Below are 16,290 nucleotides of genomic sequence, written 5' to 3'. Positions count from 1 at the left end.
TGCAAGGCCGTATCGCCGCGCGGGCCGCGAGGCTTGGCGCCGGTTGGTGTCCGCTCCGTGCGTGCCGATTGGCATCGGACTAAAATTGGTGGCTCCTCGGGGTTCCCCCGCCACACAGGCAGATTTTCCATCATGAAGAACATCGCCGAATTCCCCATCTTCCGCCAGCAGGCATATATCGACGGCGCCTGGTCGGACGCCGATTCCGGTGCGACGTTTGCCGTGCGCGACCCGGCTACCGGCGCGACGATCGCGCGCGTGCCCGACATGGGCGCCGCGGAGACCGCCCGCGCGATCGCGGCAGCCGACGCGGCACTGCCGGCATGGCGGCGCACGCTGGCGAAGGAGCGCGCGGCCCTGCTGCGGCGCTGGTTCGCACTGATCGTCGAGGCGGCGGACGAGCTGGCCGCGCTGATGACGGCGGAGCAGGGCAAGCCGCTGGCGGAGGCCCGCGGCGAGGTCACGTATGCGGCGTCGTTCGTCGAGTGGTTCGCCGAGGAAGCGAAGCGCGCGATGGGTGACGTGATCCCGACCGTGGGCCAGGACCGCCGGCTGCTGGTGATCCGCCAGCCGGTGGGGGTGTGCGCGGCGATCACGCCGTGGAATTTCCCGGCGGCGATGATCACGCGCAAGGTGGCGCCGGCGTTTGCCGCGGGGTGCACGGTGATCGTGAAGCCCGCGGAGCAGACGCCATTGACGGCGCTGGCGCTGATGGCGCTCGCGGAGCAGGCGGGTTTCCCGAAGGGGGTATTCAACGTCGTCACCGGCGACCCGGTCGCGATCGGCGGCGCGCTGACCGCCAGCCCGATCGTGCGCAAGCTGTCCTTCACCGGCTCGACCGAGGTCGGCCGCCTGCTGATGGGGCAGTGTGCGCCGACGCTGAAGAAACTGTCGCTGGAGCTGGGAGGCAACGCGCCGTTCATCGTGTTCGACGATGCCGACCTCGATGCGGCGGTGGAAGGGGCGATGGGATCGAAGTACCGCAACGCCGGGCAGACCTGCGTGTGCGCGAACCGGCTGCTGGTGCAGTCGGGCATCTACGACCGTTTCGCCGAGCGCCTGGCCGCGGCTGTGCGCGGACTGCGGGTCGGCCCCGGTACGGCGGACGGGGTGCATGTCGGGCCGCTCATCGACGATGCGGCGGTCGCCAAGGTCGAAGGCCACATCGCCGACGCGCTGCAGAAGGGCGCGCGGGTGATGACGGGCGGGCGGCGGCATGCGCTGGGCGGCTCCTTCTTCGAGCCGACGGTGCTGGCCGACGTGACGCCGGCGATGCGCGTCGCGCGCGAGGAGACCTTCGGCCCGGTGGCACCGCTGTTCCGCTTCGAGACCGAGGAGGAGGCGATCCGCATGGCGAACGACACCGAGTACGGCCTCGCCGCGTATTTCTATTCGCGCGATGTCGGGCGCATCTTCCGCGTGTCGGAGGAGCTGGAGTACGGCATGGTCGGCGTGAACACGGGGCTGATGTCGAACGAGGTGTCGCCGTTCGGCGGCATCAAGCAGTCGGGCCTCGGTCGCGAGGGGTCGGTGTATGGCATCGACGAGTACCTCGAGATCAAGTCGGTCTGCATTGCGGGCGTGGACCGGTGAGCGAGGGCATCGCGACGGCTCACGGACTGCCGGTCGAAGCCTCGGCGTGGGTGCGGCGCTTCATGCCGCTGGTCGTGCCGGGCGGCGCGGTGCTCGATTACGCATGCGGCGGGGGGCGTCACGCGAGGTTGTTCGCGGCGCAGGGGTTCCGCGTCGTGGCGGTCGATCGCAATGCCGAAGCGCTGGCAACGCTCGCGGGCGTGCCGGGCATCGAGACGCGCTGCGCGGACCTGGAGGAGGGCGCGTGGCCGTTTGCGGGGCAGCGCTTCGATGCGGTGGTGGTCACGAACTACCTCTTCCGGCCGCGCCTTGGCGATCTGCTCGCCTGCGTCGCGCCCGGCGGGGTCCTGATCTACGAGACGTTCATGCTGGGCAACGAGCGCTTCGGGCGTCCGTCGAGCCCCGAGTTCCTGTTGCGTCCGGGCGAACTGCTCGAACGCATCGGCGCCGGCTTCTCGGTGGTTGCGTTCGAGCAGGGGGTCGTGGCGCGTCCGCGCGCGGCGGTCGTCCAGCGGGTGTGCGCCGCCAGGCGACCGGCGGATTCCGTCGAACTGCGAGTTCAAGGGGAAGTCGCAACGGAGTGAGAAGTATTTGGGGAGCGCCCCCAAATTTTTTGTTTAAGATTTGGGGCATATACCCCATTGTCGGTATCCCAAGGAGGGGGCGGGAACGGCTGTAGCGGCGGGAAGCGGGCGCGGCTATTGGGAATGGGAAATGTTTCCAGTTGTGGCACGCGGTGTGCGTGGGGATTGTCAACCCGGCACCACTGGTCCGGGATGATCAGTTCAGCGGAGGCCGAAATGAATACCCCTGACGTCACCTTGCTCCAAGCCGGTCGTGTCGCCCGTCTGAAGACCCCGTACATCCTCGGCTACGTTGGATTTCGGGCGACGGAAGGTCTCGCGGCCGGAGTGCTGTGATGTGTCGGGCGGAGTCGGCCGTGCCGCGCATGTGGGCCGGTGCGCGGCGCTTCATGCTGACGGGGCTGGCCCTCAACGGCATTGCCCAGGCGGTTGCGGCGCTGGCCTGCGCCTGGTTGACGCACCGCTTCTTCGAGATGGTGATCGACCACCGCACGGGCGGTTCGGCGATGGCATTCGGGCTGATCGGCGCCATGCTGGGCGCGGGAGCGGTGCTCGCCGCCCTGCGCGTGGTGGAACGCGTGCAGGCGGAGCGTCTGGGGCAGGATTACGCAGCGGAATTGCGACTCGCCCTGTACGACAGCCTGGCCGGGCAGCCGCCGCGGCGAATGCAGGCACGCGGCCGCGGCGCGACGATCCAGCGCTTCGTCGAGGATGTAAAAGGGATCCGGCGCTGGATGAGTCTTGGCTTGCCACGAATTGCGGTCGGCGCATTGAGTGCGTCCATTGCGCTCTGCGTGCTGGCCCTGGTGAATGGAACCATGGCCTTCGTCGCGAGCTGGGCTTTCGTCGGCGTGGCGGTTGCGCTGGCGCTGCTCAGCGATCGGGTCGATCCCGCGGTGCACGAGGCGCGGCGGCGCCAGGCGCGGCTCGCTGCAAACGTGAATGACAAAATCGGTGGCATCGCGGTGGTGCAGGTGTTCGATCAGGTCGCCCGCGAGCGCGCCCTGCTCGAGCGGCAGGGCGCGGGGCTTGCCGACGCCGGGGTCGCGCAGACTCGGGGAATGGCGCTGCTGAAATCGGCGGCCGAGTTCAGTTCGTCCTTCGCGGCTGCCGGCGTCCTGCTGGCGGGCGCGTTCGAGGTGGCCGGCGGTGCGCTCAAGGCATCCCAGGTCGTCGGCGCGATCACCGCCGTCGGTCTGATCGCGCCCGCCTTCCGCGATTTCGGCCTGGCGCTGGGCTACCGGCGGTCGGCGCGGGCCGCGTTCGAGAAGATCGCCACCTTCCTTGCGACGCCGCGCCTGGCAACGTGTGCGCAGGACGACGACGGCGACACTTCGCCGACCCCGCTCGCCGCACCCTGCGGGGCGGTCGAGATCGAGTTCCGCGGCGTGTCGAGCGGCACGGCGCTGCGGTGCTTCAGTGCGTGCGTGCCGGCCGGCGCGACGGTGGCGATCGTCGGCCCGAGCGGAGCGGGCAAATCAACCCTGCTGGCGATGGCGGCGCGCCTGCTCGAACCCGACCGCGGCGAGATCCGCATTGCCGGGGCGCCGATCGGACGCTATCGGCTGTCGGAACTGCGCCGTGCGCTTGGCGTCGTGACGCCGGACCTGCCCTTGCTGCGCGGCACGCTCGAACGCAACCTGCGCTACCGCTGGCCCGATGCGCCGGACACGGAGGTCGCGCGCGTGGCCGCGCTGTGCGGCGTGGACGAGCTGCTGGCGACGCTGCCCGATGGTGCGCGCACCCGGGTGGCGGATGCCGGCGCGAATCTGTCCTACGGGCAGCGCCAGCGCATCGTGTGGGCAAGGGCGCTGCTCGGGAGCCCGTCCGTGCTGCTGCTCGACGCGGCGGACGCGAACCTCGATCCGGCGTCGGCGCGCAATCTCGGGCAGATCCTGGATGGTTTCGCCGGCACCGTGCTGATGGTGACGCACAGTTATGCGCGGATGATGCAGGCCGATCTCGTGTGGTACGTCGAAGTGGGGCGCCTGCTGGAATGGGGAACGCCCGCTGAGCTGATGGGCCGGAGGGGACGCACCCGGCGCCTGTTTCAGCGTGAAGCGGATGAGGCGGGGTGAGCATGGCTGCCGGCGCAGCATGCGGCGGGGAATCTGGGGGTGCGGGTGTTCAGCCACCTTTTCGGGGGTGCCCGCTCAGGCGCAGCATGGTAACCGAGGCGGCGGAGGCTGCCGGGGTTGGAGGGAAGGCGATGGCCGCAACCAAACGCGAACGGCGCGCTGGGCCGATGGTGCTCCGCCCCTTCAATCTGAGTCGCTGGTTTGCGCTGATCGGGCTGTTGTCGATCGCGTCGATCTCGGCGATCGCCGGCTACCTGATCTCGGAGTTCGTGACCGAGCGCATGGTGCGGCAGGAAGGGCAGCTCACCCTGGAGATGGTCGAGAATCTCGTCCTGACGGAGAAATCCATGCGCGCACTGCTGGTCGAGGGCATACCGGCGAGCGAGGATGAACCGGGCGGGGCGTTCGCGCATCTCGCGCGCATGCCCGGCGTGCTGCGGTCGAATCTGTACGATACGTCCCGCCGCATCCTGTGGTCCAGCGACGCGGACCTGATCGGTCAGCAGTTCGGTGCGAACGAGGAGCTCGACGAGGCCCTGTCGGGGAAACTCGTCGCACACGGCAAGCACCACGAGGCCAAGGAAAAGGCCGAGCATCTGCACCTCGCGCGTGCGGCGAACTTCTTCGTCGAGATCTACCTGCCGGTGCACGACACCGATGGCAAGGTGCTGGGCGCGATCGAGTTCTACAAGAACCCCGTGGCGCTGTTCAATGCGCTGCAGTATCTCAACCGCAGCATTGCGGTCGGCGCCACGCTGGCGGGCCTGTTCCTGTTCGTGACCCTTTTCGGCGTCGCGCGGCGGGCCGATCTGCTGATTTCCGAACAGCAGGGCCGCCTCGTCGACGCCGAAACGCTGGCCGTGGTGGGCGAAATGAGCTCGGCCATCGCCCACGGCATCCGTAACCCGCTGGCGTCGATCCGCAGCTCCGCCGAGCTGATCCTCGTCACGGACGAGGCAACGGGCCGTGAAGCCGCTGCCGACATCATTTCCGAATCGGACCGGCTGGAAGCCTGGGTGCGCGAGCTGCTGTCCTATTCCCGGCCGCTGGAGGAAAAGGCCGCGGCCGTGTCGCTCGGGCCGATTTTGTCGCGCTGCGTCGACGAATTCGGGCGCGAGCTGCATCGGCGGCGCATCACCGCATCGCTGCAGATGCCCGAGCAGATCCCCGAGGTTCGGGGCGATCCGCTGCTGCTGGCGCAGGTCCTGCACAGCGTGGTGGCGAACGCGATCGAGGCGATCCAGGCGGACGGCAAGCTGCAGATCGGCTGCGAGAGCCAGCGCGGCGGCCGGCAGGTGGTGCTCGCGGTGCGCGACAGCGGCCCCGGCATGACCGCCGAGCAGCTGCAGCGTGCCGGCAAGCCGTTCTACACGACCAAGACGCAGGGCCTGGGGGTCGGGCTGGCTCTGGCGCGGCGCATCGTCGAGCGCTACGGCGGCATGCTGGAAATCGACAGTGCTCCGGGTCAGGGTACGGCCGTTCGGCTGGTCCTGGCGTGCGCATGACGGACGGGACCGAGATAGCGGAGGGGGCGATGGAGCGCGCGATTCTGGTGATCGAGGACGAAGCGATCCTCGGCAAGAACATTCGGATCTACCTCGAACGCAGCGGCTATGACGTGCGTGTCGCAGGCAGCGCGGAGGATGGCCTGGCGCTGCTCGACGTCTTCAAGCCCGACGCGGTGATCCTCGATTTCAACCTGCCCGGGCTCAACGGACTGGAGGCGCTGACGCGCGTGCGCGCCTTCGATTCCGGCATCCCGGTGATCATGATCACCGGGCATGGCACGGTCGAACTCGCCGTCGAGGCGATGAAGGCGGGCGCGCGCGACTTCCTCACCAAGCCGGTTGCGCTGGGCAAGCTCAAGCTCCTCGTCGACAAGGCGTTCAACGAGAAGCAGCGCGACAGCGCGCTCGATTACTACCATCGCCGCGAGGCCGACGCCACCGACCTCGCCAGCCTGTTCGGCGATTCGCCGCCGATGGTTGCACTGAAGCACACCCTTCGCCAGCTGCTCGATGCGGAGTCGCAGCTGCAGGACGGCGACGCCCCGGCGGTGCTGGTGTTGGGCGAAACCGGCACCGGCAAGGAGCTGGTCGCGCGTGCGCTGCACTTCAACGGGCCGCGGCGCGACAGGCCGTTCGTGGAGCTCAACTGCGCGTCGATCCCGGCGCAGCTGCTCGAGTCGGAGCTCTTCGGCTATGAGCGTGGCGCCTTCACCGATGCGCGCGAGCGCAAGCTGGGCCTGGTCGAGACGGCGGAGGGCGGCACGCTGTTTCTCGACGAGATCGGCGACATGGACCTGTCGCTGCAGGCCAAGCTGCTCAAGCTGCTCGAAGAGAAGACCGTGCGCCGCATCGGCAGCCTGCGTGACCAGCGCGTCAACGTCCGCATCGTCGCCGCGACGCATCGGCCGATGGAGGCGCTGGTGCGCGAAGGCAGCTTCCGCGCCGACCTGTATTTCCGGCTGTGCGTCTTCCAGCTGACATTGCCGCCGTTGCGCGAGCGCGGCACCGACATCCTGTCGCTGGCGCGCCATTTCATCCGCCTGCACGCGGCGCGCTACGCCAAGCATGAGCCCGGCCTGACACCCGCCGCCGATGCGGTGCTGCTTGCGCACCGCTGGCCGGGCAACGTGCGCGAACTGCGCAACGTGCTCGAGCAGGCCGTGCTGATGGCGACGGGAACCGCGATCGATGCGCCGCAGCTGTCGCTGTCGGCCGTGGTCGCGACGGCGCCCGCGCCGGTCCGCCAGGCCGCGGCGCTGCCTGCGCCCGCCGCGCCGGCAGCGCCGCAGACGCTCGAGGACATGGAGCGCCGGGCCCTGCTCGATGCCTTGCGCCAGACGGGCTGGAACGTTTCGCGCGCGGCGCGCGTGCTCGGCATCAGCCGCGACACGCTGCGCTACCGCATCGACAAGTTCGGCCTGAGCGTGACGAGCGCGTGTTGACGGCTCACGCCTGCGCGATGAGGATCCGTTGCGCCAGCGCGCGGACTCCCGCAGGGGTCAGGTCGTCGCAGGAAAAGCTCGGTGCGTCCGGGAAGCGCGCGAAGTTGCGGTTCTGGGAGCGGTGATAGAGCGGGTCGTAATGCAGGTCGATGAACTCCCCGTACAGCGTGTGCAGGTCGCGCTGTTGGGCGAGATCCTTCCAGCGGTCGAGGACCTCGTTGCTTTGCAGCCCGTGCAGGAAGTCGATGCGGTGCTGCAGGTCGGGCACGTCGTCGCCCAGGTAGGCGTAGTCGCGCACGAGGAATTCGATGCGCGCGTCGCGCGTCGCGTCGATGGCCACGCAGGCGCTCGAACGCATGTGCTGGATCAGCCCCTCGGGTAGATGGATGCGGCCGATCTTGCGGCTCTCGGCCTCGACATAGACCGGGCGCGCGGGATCGAAGCCGTGCAGCTTCTCGTACAGGCGGGATTCGAACGCCTTCTGCGTGGGCTGCGGGCGGTCGGGCAGCGCGCCGAGCACCGAGCCCTTGTGCGCCGCGAGATCCTCCAGGTCGAGCACCTGTGCGCCGAGCGCGGCGAGCTCCTCGAGCACGCGCGTCTTGCCGCTGCCGGTGGCGCCGCAGATCACGCGCAGGTCGAAGCGTTTCGGCAGGGTCTCGAGCTCGGCGACGACCATGCGGCGCCAGTTCTTGTAGCCGCCTTCGAGCTGGCAGGCGTCCCAGCCGATCAGGCGCAGCCAGGTCACGAACGAGCCGCTGCGCTGGCCGCCGCGCCAGCAGTAGACGAGGGGGCGCCAGTCCTTGGGCTTGTCGTGGAAGCGCTCGCGCAGGTGGCGGGCGATGTTCTCCGCGACCATCGCCGCGCCGATGCGGCGCGCGTCGAAAGCCGACTGCTGCTTGTAGATCGTGCCGACGATCGCGCGCTGCTCGTTGTCCAGCACCGGGCAGCTGATCGCGCCGGGGAGGTGGTCTTCCTGGAACTCCGCCGGGCTGCGGGCGTCGATGAACTCGTCAAAGGTGTCCAGCTGTGCTACGGTCGCAATGCCTTTTTTCATGCCTTGTCGCGGCGCCGGTGCTGGCCGGGCGGCCGCCTTTCCCCTTTGGATTCCATGGATCAGATCAAACTCACGCAATTCTCCCACGGCGGCGGATGCGGCTGCAAAATCGCGCCCGCCGTGTTGTCGAAGCTCCTCGCCCACGCGCCGGCCGGCATCGTTCCGCCCGAGCTCCTCGTTGGCACTGAAACTGCGGACGACGCGGCGGTGTACCAGTTGAACGAGCGGCAGGCGATCGTCGCGACGACCGATTTCTTCACCCCCATCGTCGACGATCCCTTCGATTTCGGCCGCATCGCGGCGACGAATGCGCTCTCGGACGTGTACGCGATGGGCGGGCGCCCGATCATGGCGCTCGCGCTAGTCGGCATGCCGCTCGACAAGCTGCCGCCGGAAGTGATCGGCCGCATCCTCGAAGGCGGCGCCTCGGTGTGCCGCGACGCGGGCATCCCGATCGCGGGCGGCCATTCGATCGACGTGCTGGAGCCGATCTACGGCCTCGTCGGCCTGGGCGTGGTCGACCCCGCCGAAGTGAAAAAGAATGCCGGCGCGCAGGACGGCGACGTGCTGATCCTCACCAAGCCGCTCGGCATCGGCATCCTTTCGGCGGGCCTCAAGAAAGGGCTGCTGTCGGACGGCGACTACGCCGAGATGCTGCGCTGGACGACGCTGCTCAATCGCGTCGGTGCGCGCCTCGCGGGCATGAACGGCGTGCATGCCGTCACCGACGTCACCGGCTTCGGGCTGGCCGGCCACCTGCTGGAAATCTGCCGCGGCTCGAAACTCGGCGCGACCGTGAGCTTCGACGCGCTGCCGAAGATCGCCGCCGCCGAGAAGCTCGTGCGCGACGGCATCGCCACCGGCGCGTCGACGCGCAACTGGGCGAGCTACGGGCAGGACGTGGTGATGCCGGCCGATGCGCCCGAGTGGCAGCGCAAGCTCGTCACCGACCCGCAGACCAGTGGCGGACTGCTGATCGCGTGCGCCGCGTCCGGCGTCGATGCGGTGCTCGCGGCGATCCGCGACGAGCAGGGCAGCGAGGGCCAGGTGATCGGCCGCATGGTGGCGGGCGGGGCGGTGCTGCGCGTCGAATGAACCGACGCGCGGTCGCGCCCGCGGCGATTCACGCTCAGTTCTTGAGCAGCGCCCGCAGCACCTTCCACACCGTCTCCAGCATCAACGGCTGGGCCTCGGCAGTCGGATGGAGCCCGTCGGACTGGAACATCTCCGGCTTGTCGGCGAAGCCGTCGAGGAGGAAGGGGACGAAGGGGGCCCGCTCGGTCTGCGCAACCTCGGCGAAGGCTTGCTGGAAGCGGCGGTTGTAGGCCGGCCCGTAGTTCGGCGGCAACTGCATGCCCACCAGCAGCACCTGTGCCCCCTTGCTGCGTGCCGCCTGGATCATCGCGACGAGGTTCTCGCCCATCAGCGTCGGCCGTAGCCCGCGCAGGCCGTCGTTGGCGCCCAGTTCGAGGATCAGGAGATCCGGCTTGTGGCGCTCGAGTGCGGTGCCGAGGCGCGAGCGTCCGCCGGCCGTCGTTTCGCCGCTGACAGAGCCGTTGACCACGGTATGGTGGAACCCTTCGCGCGCAAGCCGCGTCTGCAGCAAGGTGGGCCAGTCTTCCTTCGAGCGCAGGCCGTAGCCGGCGGACAGGCTGTCGCCCCACACGAGTATCGTTGCCGCCTGGGCGGCGCCCGACAACAGGACTGCAAACAAGAAGGTCACGATGGATCGCAGCGGCATTGAATTCTCCGTCCCGGTGATGCAGGTCTCGAGCCTGTCGAAGCATGTCGAACTGGCCGATGGCCAGGGCACGCTCCGGATTTTGCAGGATGTGTCGTTCGGTGTCGCCGCCGGCGAGTCGGTTGCGATCGTGGGCGCTTCCGGTTCGGGCAAATCGACCCTCCTGGGATTGCTCGCCGGCCTGGATGTTCCCAGCGCCGGCAGTGTCCGGATTCTCGGTCACGACCTGTTTGCCCTCGGCGAGGATGACCGGGCTGGCTTGCGTGGCGAATTGATCGGCTTCGTCTTCCAGGCCTTCCAGCTCCTGCCGGCGCTGACCGCGCTCGAAAATGTCATGCTGCCGCTGGAGCTCGCGGGGGCCCGCGAGGCGGCCGCAACGGCCCGCCAGTGGCTCGAGCGCGTGGGCCTCGGCGGCCGCCTGCGCCATTATCCCAAGCATCTCTCCGGCGGCGAGCAGCAGCGCGTGGCCCTGGCGCGGGCGTTCGCGCCCAACCCGCGCCTGCTGCTGGCGGACGAACCCACGGGCAATCTCGACGCGGCGACGGGCGAAGCGGTGATCGAGCTGATGTTCGCGTTGAACCGCGAGTCCGGTACGACGCTGATTCTCGTCACGCATGACGAATCGCTCGCCGGGCGCTGCGACCGCGTGCTGCACATGCAGGCGGGGCGGCTGGTGGAAGAGTCCGCCCGCACCGCCTGAGACGGGACAGGTCAGGCGGCGGAGCTGGCGATGCGGCGCAGGACGCGCGAGGCCGCGTTGATCCCCGAGCGTGCGGCCGATTCCAGTGTCGCGGGGTAATCCGAGTCGAGGTAGTCGCCGGCCAGCCACAGTCCCGGCACAGGCGTCTGTGCGCCGGGGCGCGATACGCCCGGACGGCAGGCGAAAGTCGCCCGCTTCTCGGTGATGACCTGCGACCATTGCAGCGGCGGCAGGCGCCGGCCGAGTTCCTGTTCGAGCTGGGCATGCACGGCGAGCAGGAGATCCTCGCGCGAGAGCGCGTCATGTGGGCCGTGCGCGCTGATGACGCACGCGAAGAGCCCTTCGGGGCCGCCGAGCTGGCCGCGGTCGAAGACCCATTGGGCCGGCCCGCGGGTGAGTCCGATCATCGGGTATTGCAGGCGCATCGACGCGCCGAGCGCGAGGTAGACGGTCGTGATCGGTTCGCTCGGCAGCGCGGCGATCATGGCCGACAGGCGATCGCAGCTGCCCACCGAGTCGAGCAGGGCGCTCGCGTGGTGCGGGGCGGTGGCGAGCACCACCTGCGCATAGACCTGCCGGGGAGAGGGGTCGCCTTCCAGCCGGAAACCTTCGTGCAGGTGGTGGATCGCCTCGATCGCCGTCCCGGTGCGCAGCTTGCCGCGGCGCACGGCGAGGTAGCGCGCGGCGGGGACAGGGAAGAGTTCCGACAGGTCGACGCGCGGGATCAGCAGCTCGCTCGCCGCGGCACCGGCCGCGAGGCTGTCGCGCAGCACGTTCGCGAACACCTGCGCGGAGGCTTCGGCGATCGGGGTGTTCAGTGCTGCGACGCACAGCGGTTCCCACACCAGCCGGGTCAGTCGCTCGGGCTGGCGCAGTTCGCGCAGCAGCGCCGCCACGCTCAGGTCGGAGTCGACGCGGAAGCGCCGCTTCTTCAGCGTGCGCATCAGCCGCAGCAACCCGAGCCGGTCGCCCCAGTCCAGCCCCTTGGCGCGCAGCAGGCCGAACGCCAGATGCAGCGGGGCGGGCAGGCCGGCGGCCTGCAGGTGCAGGTGCCCGGGGATGTGCAGGGTGAGCGGCAGATGGGCGAGTTCCTTCGGCGATCCGCCCGTGATGCGGAGCAGGCGCAGCAGTTCGGCGTACGCGCCGAGCAGGATGTGCTGGCCGTTATCGACGCGCCACCCGTCCTTCGCGACCGCGCGCGCCCGTCCGCCGAGCGTGTGCGAGCGCTCGAACACGGTCACCTGCACGCCGCGCCGCGCGAGTTCGACCGCGCACGCGAGGCCGGCGTAACCGGCGCCGATGATCGCGACCTGCTGGGTCATCGCGGGCTGCGTCCGGTCGTCATGCGCGCACCCAGGTCTTGCCGGCGATCCACAGCTTGCGCACCGGGGTGAGCGAGGTGCGGCGGTCGAGCACGAGGAAGCCGTCGCTGGCGATCTCGCGCAACAGGGTGCGGTAGATCGCCGCCATCACGAGGCCGGGACGCTGGCTCTTGCGGTCGACGGCGGGGAGTTGGGCGAGCGCCTGGTCGTAGAACGTCTCGGCGCGCTCGGCCTGGAAGGCCATCAGCGCGCGGAAATTCTCGTCGTGGCGTCCTTCCATGATCTGGCTCGCCGGGACCTTGAAGCGCTGCAGGTCCTCGATCGGCAGGTAGATGCGTCCGCGACGGGCGTCCTCGCCAACGTCGCGGATGATGTTGGTGAGCTGGAAGGCCATGCCGAGGTCGTGCGCGTACTTCAGCGTCTGCCGTTCGCGGTAGCCGAAGATCTCGGCGGCGAGCAGCCCCACGACGCTGGCGACGCGGTAGCAGTAAAGCTGCAGCCCCTTGAAGTCGAGATAGCGGCTCTGCGTGAGATCCATCTCCATGCCGTCGATGATCTCGAGGAGCTGTTCGCGCGGCAGGTTGAAGCGCCCGGCGACGTCCTTCAGCGCGAAGCCGACCGGATGGCTGGGCGTCCCGCCATAGGCGCGCGACACTTCCTTGCGCCACCAGTCGAGCTTGGTCTGCGCGACCTGCACGTCATGGCATTCGTCGACGACGTCGTCCACCTCGCGGCAGAACGCATACAGGGCCGTGATGGCCTGGCGCCGTTCCGGCGGCAGGAACATGAAGCTGTAGTAGAAGCTGGAGCCGCTCTTCGCGGCCTTGTCGTGACAGTATTCGTGCGGATTCATCGGTTTCTCGGGTAATGCACGGCGCGCCACGCGAGGCGCGGCCAGTCGCCGCGGGTGAGGGTGGGCCGGCGGCGGAATACGTCGTAATCGATCGCCTCGATGCGTTCGAGGATGCGCAGGCCCCCCTGCACCATCAGGCGCAGCTCCCAGCCGATGCAGCCCGGCAGTTGCCGCGCGAGCGGGGCGCCTTCGAGCATCATCGCGCGCGCACGTTGCACTTCGAAGTCCATCAGCGCGCGCCACGCGCTGTCGCAGCGGCCGCCGTCGATGTGCGATTCGTCGATGCCGAAGCGTGCCATGTCGGCCTGCGGCAGGTAGATGCGCTGCTTGCGCCAGTCGACGGCGACGTCCTGCCAGAAGTTGATCAGCTGCAGGCTGGTGCAGATGAGATCCGAGCGCCGCAGGTTGTCCGGGGTCGCGGCGTCATAGAGATGCAGCAGCAGCCGCCCGACGGGATTGGCGGAGCGGCGGCAGTAGTCGAGCAGCTCAGCGAAGTCGGCATAGCGCGTCTTGCCGACGTCCTGGCTGAAGGCGTCGAGCAGGTCGCGGAAGTACTGCAGCGGCAGCTTGTGGGTGCGGATGTTCGTGCCCAGGCGCGCGAAGATCGGTGCGAGCGAGGCGTCGCGCGGGGGGGCGCCCGCCGCGATCGCGTTCAGTTCGATGCGGTAGTCGTTGAGCCGCGCCAGGCGCGCGACAGGCGCGATGTCGCCCTCGTCGGCGATGTCGTCGGCAGTGCGCGCAAACGCGTAGATCGCTTCCACGGGCTCGCGCAGGCGGACCGGAAGCAGGAGCGAGGCGACAGGAAAATTTTCGTAGTGGTCGACGGGCATGATCGGGGCGCCGCGAGTATACGCGAAGCGGCGCAGCACGGCCGCATGCGAAACGGCCCGGCCACCGGTCAGGCCGTGTTCCCGCCGCGCGACGTGGCCACGTCCGGGGCGGCGCCGGGCGTGCAATCCTGCGCCGGGTGCTGTATGACGCAGTTGCGGCCGTTTCGCTTCGCGTCGTAGCAGGCGGCGTCGGCCGCGATCAGGATGTCCGACGGATCGGTGTGCGTGCCGTCGATGCAGGCCATGCCGATGCTGGCGCCGACCGAGAAGGTGTGTCCCTGCCAGTCGAAGCGGAACGAGGAGATGCTCTCCCGCAGCTCATTGGCGATGTTGAGCGCGTCCTCCGGGCTGCAGCCGCGCAGGATCAGCGCGAACTCGTCGCCGCCGATGCGGCAGATGATGTCCTGTTCGCGCAGCCGCTGCTGGATCAGCAGCGCGATGCGCATCAGCAGGTCGTCGCCGGCGGCATGGCCGCAGGTGTCGTTCACGATCTTGAAGCGGTCGAGGTCGATGAAGCACAACGCCCCGTGATCACCTGCACGGCGTGACGCGATGACGCATTCCTCCAGCTTCTGCTCGAACACGCGGCGGTTCGGCAGGCCCGTGAGCGGGTCGTGCTGCGCCTGGTAGGCAAGCAGCGCCGTCGCGTCGTCGATGCGCGACTGCAGCGTGCGCTGGTTTTCCGAGATCGCACGCGCCATCGTGTTGAAGCCGCGCTCCAGCGCGGACAGTTCCTGGCTCGTCGCCTGCTCGGAGATCTTGACGTCGAGTGCGCCCGCCGCCATCTGCTTGACGCCGCGGACCAGGCCTGCGACGGGGTGCGACACCGACCGGGCCAGCCCTGCCGCGATCGCCGCCGTGAGCAGCAGGCCGAGGGCGACGATCGCGAAGGAAGTCCATACGGTCAGGGATTTCTCGCGCGACGAAGGCCGGGTGTCGAGTTCGACGTGGACCCAGCCGATCGTCCTTGTGCGTGCGACGCCCCGCGTCTGCCAACCGTCCAGGTACTCGTCGTCGATGTTGATGCCGGCCGATTCGATCGGCGCGATGACGGTGAGGATGTCGGGCGCGGCGCACGGGGCCGTCCCCCCGTTGGCCGCGCTGCGCAGGGCCTCGGGATCCAGCACGCCGATGCGCCCCTTGCTTGCGAGCAGCACCCCCTGGTCGTTATACACCGCCGCGGCGACCACTTCGCGCTGCGCCATCGCGGCCTGCAGCAAGGATTGAAGGGTGGCACGATTGCCGGAGATCACGCCGTATTCGGCCGCCGGGGCGAGGAAGCTGACGATGGCCGTGCCGTGATCATGAACTGCGCGGTCCACGGTCCGGGCACCGCGATAGAGGACCAGCGCCGTCACGAGCGTGGCGAGCAGCGCCGCCGGCAGCAGCGCGACGAGCAGCAACCGGTCGTGCAGGGAGAGGCGGCTCGGCTTCAATGCGGCCTCCTTTTCTCGATCGCATCGGCGAGGGCCGTCTCATCGGGAACCGGGTACAGGAGCGAGCGCGCCACGTGGCGGTTGACCCCGACACTGAAATACTTCGGCGCCTCCGCCGCCGGCAGCTCGACGTGCGTCGGGTTCGGGTGCGAGGCCAGCCATTCGCCCACCTGGCGGGCGGCATCCTCTGGCGCCGTATAGACGGATGCGATTGCGCCGGCCGTCACGTAGGCCTGCGAATAGCCGAACAGCGGCTTGCGGTAGCGGTAGGTGGTCAGCAGGATCGGGCGTGCCGTGCTGGAGCTGTATGCGACCGGATCGGGCACTGCGAGGATCGCATCCGAGGTTTCCAGCAGGCGTTCCAGCGCGGGCAGCAATCCGTCGGTGTCCTCGATGACCTCGAAGCTCATGCTCAGGCCCTGGCGGCTTCCCGCTTCGGCGAGCGCGCTGCGCATCGGTGCCGACTGCGGACCGAGCAGCACGCCCACCCGCGTGGTCTTCGGATTGGTCGCACGGATCAGGCGCATGTGCCGGGCAAGCGGCTGGTCGAGCACGATCCCGCCCAACTTGACGCGCGGATGCCGGGACTGCAGCGTGCGCAGGTTGGGGGTTGAGACCAGCGTGACCAGGATGGGCGCCGCACTGCGCCCGGCGATGGCGTCGGCGGCCTCCGCGCCGACGGCAATCACGAGGTCCGCGCGCTTCAGGATTGCGTCGTCGACGGATTCTTCAGCGCTGCCGGCATTGTTCAGGCGCACGGAAGGGGAGGCCGAAACTTCGCGAAAAAGGGCCCCGGAAAATGCCTCCTGCACCGCGCTCCGTTTCGACAGCACCACTGCCACTTCGAGCGCGAACGCCGGCCGCACCAGCAGCGCCAGCATCGTCAGGACGAAAAGGAGGCGCACGAGCTGGCTCAGCATGTCACGTGCGGCATGCGACGGTCGTCGTGGGAAAAATCGGGAGCCGGGGCGTATGCTTGCAAGAGGATTCGCTTCGGGTCGGTGTGTCCTCGTTGCGGAGGCGGCGCGCGGGAGCATTCCGGCCAAGGTGGCCATCATCCTCATTTCGCGGGGTACATACACGATGCTTATGAAATGAGGCAGCTTTCCATTTAAGTCGGATCGAGTCAATCCCGGATTTGCCCATCAT

General features: G+C 68.9%; 14 protein-coding genes. 7 read left to right on the top strand and 7 right to left on the bottom strand.

Annotated elements, in window-relative coordinates:
- Positions 1-132: 132 nt before the first annotated feature.
- From CDA09_RS14505 to CDA09_RS14485, 5 genes are all read left to right on the top strand, one after another.
- Complete coding sequence (locus tag CDA09_RS14505; RefSeq protein ID WP_121429296.1) at positions 133-1,593, top strand: NAD-dependent succinate-semialdehyde dehydrogenase; 1,461 nt, start codon at positions 133-135, stop codon at positions 1,591-1,593.
- A 62-nt stretch (positions 1,594-1,655) separates the two neighbouring features.
- Positions 1,656-2,177: a class I SAM-dependent methyltransferase gene (locus tag CDA09_RS14500; RefSeq protein ID WP_121430879.1), complete on the top strand. Its 522-nt coding sequence runs from the start codon at positions 1,656-1,658 to the stop codon at positions 2,175-2,177.
- Positions 2,178-2,566: 389 nt separating this feature from the next.
- On the top strand, positions 2,567-4,255 hold the full coding sequence (locus tag CDA09_RS14495) for an ABC transporter ATP-binding protein (protein ID WP_164844427.1): 1,689 nt from the start codon (positions 2,567-2,569) through the stop codon (positions 4,253-4,255).
- 131 nt (positions 4,256-4,386) lie between these two features.
- Positions 4,387-5,760: a sensor histidine kinase gene (locus CDA09_RS14490; protein ID WP_121429294.1), complete on the top strand. Its 1,374-nt coding sequence runs from the start codon at positions 4,387-4,389 to the stop codon at positions 5,758-5,760.
- A gap of 29 nt (positions 5,761-5,789) precedes the next feature.
- Positions 5,790-7,205, top strand: coding sequence for a sigma-54-dependent transcriptional regulator (locus CDA09_RS14485; RefSeq protein ID WP_121429293.1), 1,416 nt, complete (start codon positions 5,790-5,792; stop codon positions 7,203-7,205).
- 4 nt (positions 7,206-7,209) lie between these two features.
- Here the strand turns inward: CDA09_RS14485 and mnmH are convergent, their stop codons facing one another.
- On the bottom strand, positions 7,210-8,259 hold the full coding sequence (gene mnmH, locus CDA09_RS14480; protein ID WP_121429292.1) for a tRNA 2-selenouridine(34) synthase MnmH: 1,050 nt from the start codon (positions 8,257-8,259) through the stop codon (positions 7,210-7,212).
- 54 nt (positions 8,260-8,313) lie between these two features.
- On the opposite strand from mnmH, the gene selD reads away from it, so the two are divergent.
- Entirely contained in the window at positions 8,314-9,354 is a 1,041-nt protein-coding gene (gene selD, locus CDA09_RS14475) for a selenide, water dikinase SelD (RefSeq protein ID WP_121429291.1), read from the top strand.
- A 34-nt stretch (positions 9,355-9,388) separates the two neighbouring features.
- Here selD and CDA09_RS14470 read toward each other — a convergent pair whose 3' ends face one another.
- Positions 9,389-10,000, bottom strand: coding sequence for an arylesterase (locus CDA09_RS14470; RefSeq protein ID WP_121429290.1), 612 nt, complete (start codon positions 9,998-10,000; stop codon positions 9,389-9,391).
- On the opposite strand from CDA09_RS14470, the gene CDA09_RS14465 reads away from it, so the two are divergent.
- Positions 9,984-10,700, top strand: a complete 717-nt coding sequence (locus tag CDA09_RS14465; protein ID WP_121429289.1) for an ABC transporter ATP-binding protein — start codon at positions 9,984-9,986, stop codon at positions 10,698-10,700. The two genes, CDA09_RS14470 and CDA09_RS14465, sit on opposite strands and share 17 nt — an antisense overlap.
- An 11-nt stretch (positions 10,701-10,711) precedes the next feature.
- Here CDA09_RS14465 and hpnE read toward each other — a convergent pair whose 3' ends face one another.
- The 5 genes from hpnE to CDA09_RS14440 all read right to left on the bottom strand — a co-directional run bounded on the left by hpnE (position 10,712) and on the right by CDA09_RS14440 (position 16,061).
- Entirely contained in the window at positions 10,712-12,022 is a 1,311-nt protein-coding gene (gene hpnE / locus CDA09_RS14460) for a hydroxysqualene dehydroxylase HpnE (RefSeq protein WP_121429288.1), read from the bottom strand.
- Positions 12,023-12,041: 19 nt separating this feature from the next.
- A complete protein-coding gene (gene hpnD, locus CDA09_RS14455) occupies positions 12,042-12,875 on the bottom strand; it encodes a presqualene diphosphate synthase HpnD (protein WP_121429287.1) in 834 nt (277 codons plus the stop codon).
- On the bottom strand, positions 12,872-13,705 hold the full coding sequence (gene hpnC, locus CDA09_RS14450) for a squalene synthase HpnC (protein ID WP_121430878.1): 834 nt from the start codon (positions 13,703-13,705) through the stop codon (positions 12,872-12,874). Before hpnC ends, hpnD begins: the two co-directional genes overlap by 4 nt.
- A 68-nt stretch (positions 13,706-13,773) precedes the next feature.
- Positions 13,774-15,141: a sensor domain-containing diguanylate cyclase gene (locus CDA09_RS14445; protein WP_121429286.1), complete on the bottom strand. Its 1,368-nt coding sequence runs from the start codon at positions 15,139-15,141 to the stop codon at positions 13,774-13,776.
- A complete protein-coding gene (locus tag CDA09_RS14440) occupies positions 15,138-16,061 on the bottom strand; it encodes an ABC transporter substrate-binding protein (protein ID WP_121429285.1) in 924 nt (307 codons plus the stop codon). Before CDA09_RS14440 ends, CDA09_RS14445 begins: the two co-directional genes overlap by 4 nt.
- Between the last annotated feature and the right edge of the window lie 229 nt (positions 16,062-16,290).

This window comes from Azoarcus sp. DN11 (assembly GCF_003628555.1).
GTDB lineage: Bacteria > Pseudomonadota > Gammaproteobacteria > Burkholderiales > Rhodocyclaceae > Aromatoleum.
Note: the sequence above shows the minus strand (reverse complement) of the source record. Positions and strands in the feature narration are given on the sequence as shown.